The sequence below is a fragment of the Aliisedimentitalea sp. MJ-SS2 genome (assembly GCF_032586155.1).
GTDB lineage: Bacteria > Pseudomonadota > Alphaproteobacteria > Rhodobacterales > Rhodobacteraceae > JAWHTC01.
On record NZ_JAWHTC010000007.1, the window covers coordinates 126,802 to 140,550 of the forward strand.

Consider the following 13,749-nt stretch of genomic DNA (forward strand, 5'->3'; position numbering starts at 1 on the left):
ACGCGCCGGCGCATAAAAGGGGGACAATTGGCGGTATTTCGAAGTGAGACTTCAAAGGGCCTGGCCCTGAGCGCGCCCGCTACGCTCTATGTCGGGTTCCTGGTGGCAGCGCCGCTCGTTATTCTTGTTGCCTATTCGATGTGGACACAGACCTACGTTTCGATCGACAAGACCCTGACACTGGCAAACTACCGCGAAGCCTTCACCGATCCGCTGGTGCGTCATCTGATGGTACGCTCGATTCTGATCGCCGCAGCCGTCACCGTCGTTACCGTTGCGCTGGCCTATCCAATCGCATACTTCATTGCCCTTAGGGCGCGGCGCAAAACGCTCTGGCTTTTGCTCATCACCATTCCGTTCTGGTCGAGCTACCTGCTGCGTGTTTTTGCTTGGAAGCTGATCTTGGGTTTCAACGGGGTGATGAATTCTGCGCTGCTGGCTCTTGGTTTGACAGACGAACCCCTGACGTTTTTGCTCTACAACGAATTCGCCGTGGTGCTGACGCTTGCGCATGCATGGGCCCCGTTTGCCATCCTGCCAATCTATGTCTCGATCCAAAAGATCGACCCGAGCCTGCTGGAAGCCGCAAATGACCTGGGCAGTGGTAAGCTTGAACAGTTCCTGCGGGTCACGCTGCCGCTGACCATTCCCGGGATCATTGCGGCCTGCCTGATCATCTTCATCCCGACCGTGGGGGACTATGTCACGCCGTCGCTTGTCGGTGGGTCCGATGGCAAGATGATTGCCAACCTCATTCAAGTGCAATTTGGGGCTGCCAACAACTGGCCATTGGGTGCAACGCTTTCACTGCTGGCGATGCTCTCGGTTGGATTCGTCGCCATAGTCTCTGTGATTTCTGCCACCAGCTTGGGGAAACGCATCCGATGACACGTCCCTCTGGCCTCATGCTCTATGCGCTGTTTTATCTGGCATTCCTCTATCTGCCCGTGCTGTTTTTGCCGCTGTTTTCGTTTAATGACGGCACCATCGTGGCCTTCCCGATCAAGGGCTGGACGCTGGAATGGTATCGCCAGCTTGGTGGTCAGCAGACGCTCATTCAAGCACTGCTCAACAGTTTGCTTGTGGGGTTTGTCGCCGCGATTGTGTCGACAAGCATGGGACTTTTCGCTGCCCGTGCCTATGTGCGCTACAGGTTTCGAGGTAAGGAAGCTTCGGAAGGGCTGGTGATGCTGCCACTGGTCATTCCCGGCATCATTGTCGCCTCGTCCATGCTGGTCCTGTTCATTTCGCTGGGCCTGAAACCGTCGCTGACAGCGGTCATTCTTGGTCACACGTTCCTGGCTCTTCCTTTCGCGGTGTCGATCATGAAATCGGCGTTCGACGATTTCGATGTTTCGCTTGAAGAGGCCGCGCTCGATTTGGGGTCAGGAATTGTTGAAACGTTCCGCCGCGTGACTTTGCCAATCGTCGCGCCGGGGATCATTTCCAGTTTCCTGGTGACATTCACCGTCAGCTTTGACGAGTTCGTGCTCGCCTTCTTTCTGTCAGGCAACCAGCCGACGCTGCCTGTTTACATCTGGAGCCAGATCCGCTTCCCGGCCAAGCTGCCCAACACATTGGCGCTTGGGTCGCTTCTGCTTTTGACATCCGTTCTTTTGCTGGTCGTCGCCGAGTATTTCCGCAGACGTTCGATCAAATCAAACCCGTGAGGCTGTGACATGACCGAAAAACATATCATTCAGCTTCAGGGTGTCGAAAAACGCTTTGGCGCGTTCACCGCGGTGTCGAACATCAATCTTGATCTGCGCGAGGGCGAGTTTTTCTCGCTGCTTGGCCCTTCGGGCTGCGGCAAGACAACCGCGCTGCGCATGATCGCCGGTTTTCAGGAGCCGACCAAGGGCACTGTGCTGATCGACGGGCAGGATATGGATGGCATCCCCGCAAACAAACGCCCAACCAACATGGTGTTCCAAAGCTATGCGATTTTTCCGCATCTGAACGTGGGAAACAACGTGGCTTACGGGTTGCGCAACCGTGGCATCTCCAAAGCCGAAATCGACACGCGCGTCAAAGAGGCGCTGGAAATGGTTGAACTGGGGGGCTTGGAAAGCCGAGGCGCAAATGAATTGTCTGGTGGCCAAAGGCAACGTGTTGCGCTCGCTCGTGCGCTTGTCATGCGACCCAAGGTGCTCTTGTTGGACGAGCCGTTGTCGGCGCTCGACAAGAAGCTGCGTGAGCAAATGCAATTTGAAATGCGACACCTGCAACAAAGCCTCGGCATCACCTTTGTCATGGTGACTCATGACCAGTACGAAGCCATGACAATGTCCGACCGGATCGGCGTCATGTTCGACGGCCGCCTTGTTCAGGTTGATGCCCCGCAAACACTCTACGCCAAGCCCTGCAGCAAGGAGGTGGCAAGTTTCATCGGCGAGATGAATTTCCTGCCTGCCGAAGTAAGTGCCGAAGATCGCGGTACAATGCAGATCACGACACCGGGTCTTGGCCAGCTTGAAATCGAAGCAAACCCCAACGTGGAACAGAGCGGGCGGCATATCACGGTTGGCATTCGTCCCGAGCAGCTCGAGATATCCGCGTCCGAGCCAAAGGACTATGACGCGACCGTTCAGGGCACGGTGTCGGATGTCGCATTCTATGGGGAGAATGTTCACTATCACGTCAAGGTCGACCGTATCGACAGGCCAATTGCCGCCTCTGTTCCAAACTACTTTCACACTGTTGATCACCGCCCCGGCGACAAGGTTTGGCTGGGGGTCCAGTCCGCCTCGGTGATCGACTTGGGCCATGAAACTGACACGGAATAACCAAGGGAGAAGACTATGAAACATACATCAATCGGGGCGGTGGCCCTGTTGGCGACTTTCGCCGGCAGCGCCGCCTGGGCCGGAGGCGCGGACCTGACAGTGTTCGACTGGTCAGGCTACGAAGATCAGGGCTTTTTTGGCGATTACATGGCCAAGTATAACGAGGCCCCGTCCTACACGTTCTTTGGCAGCCAGGAAGAAGCCTTCACGAAGCTGCAATCGGGTTTCACTGCCGATCTGGCGCACCCCTGCACCGATGCGGTGCGGAAATGGGTTGCCGCGGACCTTCTGGTGCCGCTGGATACGTCCAAGCTGAAAAACTGGGACGCCATGCTGCCCGAGATCAAAGAGGTCGACGGCGTGATGATCGACGGCACCGCCTGGATGATGCCGTTTGAGTGGGGCAACACCGGTCTGATCTACCGCACCGACAAAGTCTCCGACGACAAGATCTCGCTTCAATTGATGGCCGACCCTGCCTACCAGGGCAAAGTCTCGCTGCCGGACGCCGCCTCGAGCGCCTATGCGATGGCCTCGCTGGCAACAGGCAACGGCGCCGATTACACCAAGCTGAGCGATGAGCAGTTCAAAGCGGCGTCCGACTTCCTGCGCGCCGTGCATCCGAACGTACGTTTCTACTGGGCAGATGCCGGCCAGATGGATCAGGCCATGGCGTCGGGAGAGCTGGAGTTGGGTTGGGCCTGGAACCAGTCCGAGCTGAACCTGATCTGGAACGAAACTCCGGCCAAGATGATGCGGGATGTCGACAAGGGGATCGCCACATGGGCCTGTGGTTATGTGCACCTGAAGTCGTCGACCACCCCGGTCGAGCAAATTTATGATCACCTCAACGCGCTGTCCGAAGCGGCCAGCGGCAAATACATTATCGACAGCTGGGGTTATCCACACGCCAATGCCGAGGCGTTCAAGATCGCCGATCAGGCCTTGATCAAGCAATACGGCTTTGATGATCCCAAGTCGTTCTTTGAAGGCAGCCTGTTCTTTGACGCGGTCGAACCCGCGCTTGAAGCGAAGATGCTGAAAGAGTTCGAGCGGATCAAAGCTGGCTTCTGATCCATCAAACCTGTTCGAGAGGCCACCCATTGGCCTCTCGGCTTTCCAACTTGAAACGGAAAAGGCGTTCTCATGACTGAGGCGAATGCATATTCTTTGCTGTTTGAACCGGTTCAGATCGGGCCGGTTACTGCGCGCAACCGGTTCTTTCAGGTGCCGCATTGCAACGGCATGGGGCATGTGCGCCCGCAGGGCGAAGCAGCGATGCGGGGGATGAAAGCCGCGGGCGGCTGGTCGGTTGTTTCAACACAGGAAACCGAGATTCATCCGACATCCGACCTGTCGCCTTTTGCTGAAAACCGGCTTTGGGATGATCGCGACATTCCCGCCCTGCGCCTTATGACGGATGCCGTGCACGACAAGGGCGCGCTGGCCGCGATACAGCTTGTCCACAATGGCAATCACGCTCAGAACCTGACAAGCCGTGCCCCGGTGCTTGCCCCGTCGGACATGTCCCTTGACCATCCGTTTCCCAAACAGGCGCGCGCCATGGACAAGGCCGACATCCGGGAACTGCGGCGTTGGCATCGTAATGCCGCGATCCGCGCGCGCGAGGCGGGGTTTGACATCGTCTATGTTTATGCTGGCCACAGCATGACCGTTGCGCAGCATTTCATGCTGCCTCATATGAACCATCGCAGCGACGAATACGGTGGAAGCCTTGAAAACCGCGTGAGACTGACACGGGAACTTCTGGAAGACACTCGCGAGGCGGTCGGCGACACCTGCGGCGTTGCCTTCCGGTTTGCCGTTGACGAAATGCTTGGTAGCGACGGGATGCAGGCCGCGGAAGAGGGCCGCGCCATCGTCGAAATGCTGGCCGAACTGCCCGACCTTTGGGACGTGAACGTGTGCGAGTGGGCCAACGATTCCGCCACCACGCGGTTCCAGCCACAAGACGGGTATCAGAACGACTACATCTCTTTTGTCAAATCGCTGACCAGCAAGCCGGTCGTGGGCGTCGGTCGGCTGACCTCGCCTGACATGATGCTGTCGATGGTCACGAAGGGCATCGTCGATTTCATCGGTGCTGCGCGCCCGTCGATTGCCGATCCCTTCCTGCCAAGAAAAATCGAAGAGGGCCGCATAGACGAAATACGCGAGTGTATCGGCTGCAATATCTGCGTCATGGCCGACAGCGTTGGCGCCCCCATCCGTTGCACGCAAAACCCGACCATGGGCGAAGAATGGCGCCGTGGCTGGCACCCGGAACAGATCGCCCCGAAGGAACGCGAAACAGAAGCACTTGTTGTCGGGGGCGGGCCTGCGGGGCTTGAGTGTGCGATGCAGCTTGCGCGGCGCGGATACGAGGTAACGCTGGCCGAAGCTGCGGACGTGCTGGGCGGGCGTGTATTGCGGGAAAGCCGGCTGCCCGGCCTTGGCGCGTGGGCGCGCGTCAAGGACTACCGCCTGAACGACCTTACCCAGCGGGCCAATGTGAACATCTATGCCAACAGCAGGCTTGATGCCGAACAAGTGCTCGAACTTGGCATTCCGAATGCTTTTATCGCCACTGGCGCCCGCTGGCGGGCCGATGGCGTTGGTCGAAACACCCTGCGCAAACCGCCCACAATCAGCGGCGCGGTGAACGTGCTTACCCCTGATGACATTATGGATGGTACGCTGCCGCCCGACGGTCCGGTTGTCGTCTATGATGACGATCATGCCTATATCGCGGGAGTGATTGCAGAGAAGCTGGCACTTGCGGGCCATGACGTCGTGTTCGTGACCCCCGAAAGCACGGTGTCCAGTTTTGCGGCGCTCACGCTTGAACAGCGCCGCATTCAGGCGCGCCTGATCGAGCTGGGTGTCGAAATTCGCTGTAACCAGGTTTTGAGATCGCTGGACGGTCAAGCCATGCAAATCGCGTGCAGCTATTCGGACAGGTTGCAGAGCATTGCCTGTACGTCTGCGGTGCTTGTCACCGAGCGTACCCGCGAAACCGCCTTGTTTGAGGCGTTGCAGGGCAAGGGGCTGACGACTCTCGAACTTATCGGTGACGCGTCTGGCCCGGCCCTGATCGCCGATGCGGTGTTTGCGGGTCACAAGGCCGCCCGCGACTTTGAACGCCCTGCCGAGGCCGTGGAACAAGACTGGTTCCGCCGCGAGATAACAGATTTGAAAAATGAGGTGCTCTGATGCCCGATATGTCCAGAACACGAAGCCGCCGCAGGGGTGGCGGGCGCGAAGCCCGGCTTGCCGTGCAACAGCAGACCACAGGCAACGAAGCCGTTCGTGCGGGTCTTAGCGGTGGGCGGTACAAGCCGCTGACAGATGCCGACATGCAGCAGATTCACAACGCTGCGCTGACAGTGCTCGAGCGCACCGGGCTGGCGGACCATACACCCGAACTGCTTGACCTTGTTCTGCCCAAGGGTGCGGTTCTGAACGAACACAACCGCCTGTGCTTTCCGCGCGCGTTGATGGAAGATCTGCTCGCCGGTGCCGCACGCGAATTCTATGTCTATGCCCGCGGCGATCGTGAGGGCAAAGACGACATGCACTGCACCGCGCAAAGCGTTTATTTTGCCAACTCTGGCACGGCGGTCACGACGTTTGATTCCGAAACGTTGTCTTACCGCCCCTCGGTTCTGCGCGATGTCTATGACTTCACACGGCTGGTGGATGAGCTGGAAAACATTCACATGCTGGGTGACACGGTGCTTGCCACGGATGTGAAAGATGACCTGGCGCATGACATGAACACGGTCTACGCCATGCTGGCGGGCAGTCAGAAACCGACCTGCCTGACCTTCCGCGACAGAAGCCATCTGCCCGCTGCAATCCGCATGTTCGACCTCGCCTCGGGGGGCGAGGGCAGCTTCTTGAAAAAACCTTCTGTCATCTTCGGCGGGTGCCCGGTTGTGTCGCCCCTGCGCTTTGGGCGCGAGAACCTCGAGTTGATGATCGACACCGCCAAGCTTGGCCTGACCGTGGACCTTGCCGTGCCACCACAATCGGGTGCAACCGCGCCGTCAACGCTTGCAGGTACCTTGGCACAGACCGTCGCCGAAACGCTTGCCTGCGTGGCGATCGTCAACCTTATCAACCCCGGTTGTCCGGTGTGCTTTGCTGCCTGGCCGTTCATCACCGATCTGCGCACCGGCTCGTTCACCGGCGGGGGCGGCGAACAGGCCCTCATCGGTGCGGCGGCCGTTCAGATGGGGCAGTTCTATGGATTGCCGACCTCGGTGGGGTCGGGGATGACCGACTCGAAACTTCCAGACGCGCAATATGGTCTGGAAAAGGCGCTCAGCTTCACGCTTGCGGCACATGCAGGTGCCAATCGGCTGTGCGAGTTTGGTGGCATGATGGGCTCGCTCATGGGGTGCAGCTTTGAAAGCATGGTGATCGATGATGAAGCTGGCGGGATGATCCTGCGTACGCTTCGCGGCATTGAGGTGTCCGATGAAACGCTGGGCGTGGACGTGATCCACCAATGCGCAATCGATCCGGGCCACTTCCTGGGGAATCCTCATACGCTTACCTATATGAGCACCGAGTATGTGTACCCGCAGCTTATGGACCGCGAGCGCACGGACACCTGGGAAAATGCCGGCAAGACTGACCTTTTTCAGCGTGCCAAGATCAAATCGGACGGCATCCTGACCCGCCACTTCCCCAACTACTTCGGTGATGCCGATGCCAAGGTTCGCGAGGAGTTTGACATCTTGATGACACCCGAAGAGATGCAGCGCCCCGCCGTTCACGCCAAAGCCAGCTAAGCAGAGGGCAAATCATGTTGAAGCCTAATGATCTTGAAACAGTCACGCGCTGGGACAACGAAAACTTCGTGCACCCATGGGAAGGTATGGGGTCAATCGGCGAAAACGACCGCACCTTCGTTGAAGGGGGCGAGGGTGTTTATGTTGTCAATGAAAACGGCGAACGTCTGATTGATGGCCCCGGTGGTATGTGGTGTGTTCAAATCGGCTATGGCCGGGACGACATGGCCGAGGCCATCGCCGACCAGGCCCGCCAGCTGGCCTACTTCTCGCCCTTCAACAATACCAACTCGGTCAGCAGCCGCCTGGCGCATGAAATCGCGGCACGCACGCCGGGTGATCTGAACCATGTGTTCTTCACAACCGGCGGCTCAACAGCCGTCGACAGTGCGCTGCGCTTCATCCAGTTCCGCAACAACCTCTTAGGTCAGGCCGAAAAGAAAATTGTGATCTCGCGCCACAAAGCCTATCACGGCAGCACCTATCTTGCCGCCAGTGTCAGCGGCAAAGAACGGGATCGCCTCTGGCTTAATAAAGTAGACGGGCTGACGCATTTCCTGCCTGATGTGAACCCGATGCACCGCGCCGATGGCACAAGTATGGATGCCTTCCTTGAAGAGAAGGTTCAGGATCTTGAGAACGCGATCCTGAAGCTGGGTGCCGACAAGGTTGCAGCTTTCATTGCCGAACCCATTCTTGCCTCGGGCGGGGTCATCGTGCCGCCACCGGGTTATCACAAGCGCTGTTTGGAAATCTGTCGCCGCCACGACGTACTCTATATTTCCGATGAGGTCGTTACCGGGTTTGGTCGGCTTGGACACTGGTTCGCCTCGGAAGATGTGTTCGGCATCACCCCCGACATCATTACCTGCGCAAAGGGCATGACGTCGGGCTACGTGCCGATGGGGGCAGCAATCATTTCCGACCGGCTGATCGCGGATGTGTCGGGGGACGCGTCTCGGGGCGCGACTTTCTCGAACGGCTACACCTATTCTGGCCACCCTGTCAGCGCAGCTGCCGCATTGAAGAACATCGAGATTTTCGAAAGCGAAGGCATCCTCGAGCATGTGCGCGCCGTCACACCGCTGTTCCAGGACCGCCTGAAGGCGCTGGGTGATCATCCGATCGTTTCAGATGCGCGTGGTATGGGCTTAATGGGTTGTGTGCAATGTTTCAGCGGTGACGAGGACTCGCTGGAGCGTGACTATGCCCTTGGTGGCATGATCGACGACCATTGTCAGGCCAACGGTCTCATCCTGCGGCCAATCATCAACATGTGCGTTTTCTCGCCGCCACTGGTGATCAACGAAGTGCAAATCAACCAGATGTTCGACATTCTCGCGGCAGGCATTCAGGCCGCCGCTGACGCGCTTAGCAAGGGGTAGGATCGCTCGGATGAAAGCGGCTGCAAGCCGTTTGGGGTTCCGCATGCGGGCCGAATGGTTGAGTTCGCACGCGGTGACCTGAGTAAGCGTGCAGTGTCTGACGTCAGCGCCTCTTGCAGAAAGTGACCGTGCCGCTCACACCTTTGACCGGACATTCGCGCTATCTGCAGCGAACGTCCGTTTAGAGCCCACTTTACCGAGCGAGCAGTTGCAGCAATTTGCAGCCGCAGTGAAATCGCGGGAGTAAGGTCGGCCCGGAGCTGCCGTTGACCGAAGCCCTTGGATGCCGCGGTGCGGCCCGTCAAACCGGACCTTGATCAATTCGCAGCATTTCCGAGATGCGAATGTCGGCAGCGCAGACGAGGACCTAACAACCTCCCCAAGCTCGGCAGAGCGACGAACCGAAATCTCCGACCTTAGAGCTTAAACCGGTCTCAGCAGCCTCCGGAAATTGCCAATTCGCACCTCTGAACTGCATCCACAAAAAATAGATCGCGGCCACTACGAGTATCACAAGGAGCCAGTCGAAAAGTTTTCGCATGTATCCTACGCTAACAGAAACGCACAAAATCGGGAATGGTTACAACCAACGTATTGACGCTTAACGGACCCGGAGGTCGAGTTCATTACAGGAACCGTCTTCGAGAACGGCCCAAACCGGTTGTTCCCTATGTCGCTGTACGCTGCTGCACAGCTTCACCAGAGCAGACCTATGGCGTTGCACTGAGCCGTATCAACTGTAAGGGCAGATTCGCGTAATACCGAGTTCTGTGCTAAAATCGCGCGTCTTTATCTGTGGTACATGCTGTAGGCTAAAGGGTGAAAATCGTTTCCGGGCGGCTTCGAACGACGCTGCTGCACCGCTCAGGACAAAGACTTGCCAAGCCTTGAGGGAGGTAGAACATGTTGCAACAATCCACACGGCAGTTGCTAACAACTGTCGCCACACTTGGCCTGATGGCCGGCACGGCCACGGCGCAGACCGTTCTTACGACAAATAGCGGCATTATCGAACCCAGCCTTTGCGTCGGGATCGATTGCGCCCCTGGCATGACCTTCGGATTCGACACCGTCCGGCTCAAGGAAAACAACCTGCGCATTCACTTTGACGATACATCAAATTCTGCCAGTTTCCCCAGCAGCGACTGGCGGATAACCATCAATGACTCCTCCAATGGTGGCGCCAACAGGTTTTCGATCGACAATGCTACCAATAGCCGAACGCCGTTCACAATTCGCTCCGGTGCCGCAACCAACGCTTTGTATGTCGACGATCAGGGCGACGTCGGCCTTGGCACCAGCACTCCCGCGCTTGAACTTAGCATTGCCGATGGCGACACGCCCTCTATTCGATTGGAGCAGAACGGTTCCTCTGGCTGGAACCCTCAGACTTGGGATGTGGCCGGCAACGAAACCAACTTCTTCATCCGTGACGCCACCAATGGCAGCACCCTGCCATTCCGCATCCGCCCAGGCGCGCCGACAGACTCGATTCGCATCGATCCCAATGGCAATGTCGGGATCGGCGACAGTTCCCCCGACGCGTCCCTGAACGTGCAGCGCTCGGACGGCACAGCGCAAATCCTGGTCGAGGAAACCAACGCAACCGTCAACGGCCGGACGCTGCTGCATCTGCGCAACAACGGCCCGGCCTTCCTGCGGCTCGACAACACCGCCCTGGGGGCCGCCGAGCGCTGGATCTTCTCGCATGACTCGAGCGGTCGGCTCGGGATCAACAATAATGGCGGCACCAATGAGTTCCTGATGGACGGTAGCGGCAATATCACCATCACTGGTACGCTGATCACCACCGGTGGTGGCGGCGCCTGCACCGCGGCCGACCCGTGTGACGCGGTGTTCGATCCCAGCGTTTACACCGTGCCATCAATCAAGGAACACGCCGCCGAAATGTGGACCAAAGGCCATTTGCCTGCCGTCGGCCCGATTGGCGCTGATCAGCCGGTCGATATGACCAAAACCATGTTGCGTATGCTCAATGAGCTCGAGCATGCGCATATCTATATCGATCAACAGGATGATCAGATTGCGCTCATGCAGGATGAGATGGCGCGTATCAATGCCGAACTTGCAGAACTGCGCAGTCAGATTGATCAGAACAAATCAGACTGACGTATTTGCCCTCAGGCCGCGCCATCGACTGAAGGCAAAGCGGTCTGATCGAATTGGAACTGGTTTTGGGCCGATGCTTGCGCATCGGCCCTTTTTCCGTGTACTCGCTTCGCAATGACGGGATTGTCACGATGCCTCAGGACCATTTCCACCCGGGTTGCGCAACAACACCCAATGCCTCGCGCAGAGAAATGGCCATAGCGTCGGTGGATTGATAATAGTCCTGCAGATCCTGCCAGTCCTTTTTGTCCTGATCATCAAACTGGCTGTGCGAATTGGTTGGCACCTGTTGGCCCATCAACAGGGCTAGATACCCTTCAAACTGAACCAAAGTATCTGTGACGATCGCGTGCTTCATGGCAACATGCGGACCAAGCTCGTGATATAGCCGAACGATTTCTTCCGCCTGGCCCAATTCCGTTTCTGCCCGGCATACCTGCCAGAACGCGCTGTTGCTGCGCGTGTTGAATTTGTAGTGCACTGCCAGAAAGTCTCGGATCGCGTCCCAGCTTTTCCGGAACCGGGTGTTGGCGTCGGCAACGGCGGCAGGTTCAATCCGGTAATCTGAATCCAGAAGCGTGGCGCAGACCATGACCAGCTGCTCGCAGATAACATGCAAAGCGGTTGATTCCAGCGGCTCGACGAATCCCGAGGCGTTACCGATGCCGACAACGTTCTTGTGCCAAAAATTCTGATACCGCCCGCTTGGAAAGCGGACTGTTCGTAAATCATCAGTCAGGTCAGGGTTTTTGCGTTTCAGTTCGTCCCGTGCCTGATCAAGCGAACAAAAATCGGACGCATGGACGTAACCGACCGACACGCGATCCGGCAGTTCAATCTTCCAACACCAGCCATGGTCCATCGTCTCGGCCGAGGTATAGGGGCGGATCGTGCCCGTGCGCGGGATGTCCCCGACAATGGCCGCGTCGCATCTGAGCGGTGGCGAATAGCTGACAAATGGGACGCCCATCTCCTTGTTCAGAAGCAGCGACTGGAACCCGGAGCAGTCGACGAACAGGTCGGCTTCGATACGCCTGTCGCCATCCAGCATCAGCGTCGCGACATTGCCCGCTGTGTCCTTCTGAGCGTTCAGGATCGTGCCCTCGATCGACTCGACGCCTGCTTCGGAGGCCATTTGTTTGAGGTATTTCAAGAACCTGGGATTGTCGATGTGATACCCATACGGCAGGTCAATGCTGTGATAGCGGCCCTTAGCCTTCACGATGGGAGATTTGTCATGGTCCATCAGCAAAGAGAAGATACCCGCAGACCCGCCAAGTTCGCGATAGTAATAGGCGGCGCGTTTGCGCAGGTTGCCGGTGCGTTCGGAAAGTTCAAAAGAGAAAGGATAGTTGAAATGCGAAATCTCGGGAGGACCCCAGACGAACCGAATTCCGAGTTTCCACCCCGGTTTCACTTCCTTGTGGAACCGCGCCCGGTCCAGCGCCAGTTGCTGATGCAAGAAAACCGGCAGATAGGCCGTCGTGCTTTCGCCCACCCCAATCACGGGGATGTTGGGCGCACTGACGGTGATAACCCGGCGCCCAGGCAATAGGCGTTTAAGCGTCAATGCCGAGAGAGATCCGGCGCTGCCGCCACCCACCACACAGATCGTCTTGATTTCCTTCATTGCGGTACTCCGTATTCAAAATGAATCATCGGCCTCCAAGGCAATCCTACTAAGACCAAGACGGTACCACCAGAAATGTACAACATACGGTTCCGCTCGCGAAATGTTCGCGCGCTGCGATCGGCGCGGGTTTGTTCCTTGGTAATCGGGTTGTCGACAATCTTCTCGCACCCAATGACGCCTGGAGAGTTTTGAATTTCCACGTTGGATCACCTGGCCCAAGCGCTTGTGAACCACCCCGGGTTTTCCGGAGGCTCCAAATCGAGGAAGGATTGGAGCTATGGAAAGAGACAACAGAGCGAACAGATATTCACCTGAGACACGCGCGAGGGCGGTGCGGATGGTGCTCAACAATCAAGGCAGCTACGAAAGCCAGTTTGCAGCGATTTGAGGTGCCCCTAGTTTCCTAGACACCTGCCTGGTTCAGTTTGCGCTGCCGGTTTTCACAGTCAACGGGCGACAGCATGTCGTTGTTCGTGTGCTTGCGTTTTGGGATATAGAACAGCTCGATGTATTCAAACATATCCCTTCTGGCTTGGTCGCGTGTCAGATATTTGCGCCGCCTGACCTTCTCGCGCTTCAGGAGCTGAAAGAAGTTCTCTGCCACTGCGTTTTCATGGCAGTTTCCCCTGCGGCTCATTGAGTGTTCGAGGTTGTGTTCGCGCAGGAACGCGGCCCATTCCCGGCTTGTGAACTGAGCCCCTTTGTCAGAGTGGATCAGCAAGCCTGGTCCCGGCTTTCGACGCCAGATGGCTATCAGCAAGACTTGAACAGCGAGTTCCGATGTCTGACGAGGCTGGGCGGCCCAGCCAACGACACGCCGCGAGAACATATCAATGACGACGCAAAGATACCGGCCCGCCGCGGCATTTTTTTTGGCCACTTCTGTCGAGGTTCAGCTGCTTTCAAATCAATCTTGTTGGGGGGAAACATGTCGCGATCACTGAGCAGCCTCATCTGACTGGGCCAAGATGATTGTTAGTGCATGATTGGCCTCTGATCCATGGTTATGATGGCTT

General features: G+C 57.5%; 9 protein-coding genes and 1 pseudogene. 8 read left to right on the forward strand and 2 right to left on the reverse strand.

What is annotated here, in order from left to right; all coding sequences use genetic code 11:
* The first annotated feature begins 27 nt into the window (after positions 1-27).
* From RXV86_RS21410 to RXV86_RS21445, 8 genes are all read left to right on the forward strand, one after another.
* Entirely contained in the window at positions 28-888 is an 861-nt protein-coding gene (locus RXV86_RS21410) for an ABC transporter permease (RefSeq protein WP_316302587.1), read from the forward strand.
* Positions 885-1,670, forward strand: a complete 786-nt coding sequence (locus tag RXV86_RS21415; protein WP_316302588.1) for an ABC transporter permease — start codon at positions 885-887, stop codon at positions 1,668-1,670. The genes RXV86_RS21410 and RXV86_RS21415 overlap by 4 nt, the downstream gene beginning before the upstream one ends.
* Before the next feature lie 9 nt (positions 1,671-1,679).
* Positions 1,680-2,786 carry an ABC transporter ATP-binding protein gene (locus RXV86_RS21420; RefSeq protein WP_316302589.1) on the forward strand — a complete coding sequence of 369 codons (1,107 nt, stop codon included), beginning with the start codon at positions 1,680-1,682 and terminating at the stop codon, positions 2,784-2,786.
* Between the two features lie 15 nt (positions 2,787-2,801).
* Positions 2,802-3,860, forward strand: coding sequence for an extracellular solute-binding protein (locus RXV86_RS21425; protein ID WP_316302591.1), 1,059 nt, complete (start codon positions 2,802-2,804; stop codon positions 3,858-3,860).
* Positions 3,861-3,932: 72 nt separating this feature from the next.
* Entirely contained in the window at positions 3,933-5,999 is a 2,067-nt protein-coding gene (locus RXV86_RS21430) for an FAD-dependent oxidoreductase (RefSeq protein WP_316302592.1), read from the forward strand.
* An 8-nt stretch (positions 6,000-6,007) separates the two neighbouring features.
* Entirely contained in the window at positions 6,008-7,585 is a 1,578-nt protein-coding gene (locus RXV86_RS21435; protein WP_316302593.1) for a trimethylamine methyltransferase family protein, read from the forward strand.
* Positions 7,586-7,599: 14 nt separating this feature from the next.
* Positions 7,600-8,970, forward strand: coding sequence for an aminotransferase (locus RXV86_RS21440; protein ID WP_316302594.1), 1,371 nt, complete (start codon positions 7,600-7,602; stop codon positions 8,968-8,970).
* 903 nt (positions 8,971-9,873) lie between these two features.
* Complete coding sequence (locus RXV86_RS21445; protein ID WP_316302595.1) at positions 9,874-11,100, forward strand: hypothetical protein; 1,227 nt, start codon at positions 9,874-9,876, stop codon at positions 11,098-11,100.
* A gap of 136 nt (positions 11,101-11,236) precedes the next feature.
* On the opposite strand, the gene RXV86_RS21450 is transcribed toward RXV86_RS21445, so the two are convergent.
* Entirely contained in the window at positions 11,237-12,730 is a 1,494-nt protein-coding gene (locus RXV86_RS21450) for a tryptophan halogenase family protein (protein ID WP_316302596.1), read from the reverse strand.
* 406 nt (positions 12,731-13,136) lie between these two features.
* Positions 13,137-13,583, reverse strand: a pseudogene (locus RXV86_RS21455) (IS3 family transposase); the annotation flags it as partial.
* Positions 13,584-13,749 lie beyond the last annotated feature (166 nt).

Bases quoted from the DNA above. Each gene is read 5' to 3' on its own strand.
- RXV86_RS21415 (WP_316302588.1), top strand. From the start codon at position 885: ATGACACGTCCCTCTGGCCTCATGCTCTATGCGCTGTTTTATCTGGCA.
- RXV86_RS21420 (WP_316302589.1), top strand. From the start codon at position 1,680: ATGACCGAAAAACATATCATTCAGCTTCAGGGTGTCGAAAAACGCTTT.
- RXV86_RS21425 (WP_316302591.1), top strand. From the start codon at position 2,802: ATGAAACATACATCAATCGGGGCGGTGGCCCTGTTGGCGACTTTCGCC.
- RXV86_RS21430 (WP_316302592.1), top strand. From the start codon at position 3,933: ATGACTGAGGCGAATGCATATTCTTTGCTGTTTGAACCGGTTCAGATC.
- RXV86_RS21435 (WP_316302593.1), top strand. From the start codon at position 6,008: ATGTCCAGAACACGAAGCCGCCGCAGGGGTGGCGGGCGCGAAGCCCGG.
- RXV86_RS21440 (WP_316302594.1), top strand. From the start codon at position 7,600: ATGTTGAAGCCTAATGATCTTGAAACAGTCACGCGCTGGGACAACGAA.
- RXV86_RS21445 (WP_316302595.1), top strand. From the start codon at position 9,874: ATGTTGCAACAATCCACACGGCAGTTGCTAACAACTGTCGCCACACTT.
- RXV86_RS21450 (WP_316302596.1), bottom strand. From the start codon at position 12,730: ATGAAGGAAATCAAGACGATCTGTGTGGTGGGTGGCGGCAGCGCCGGA.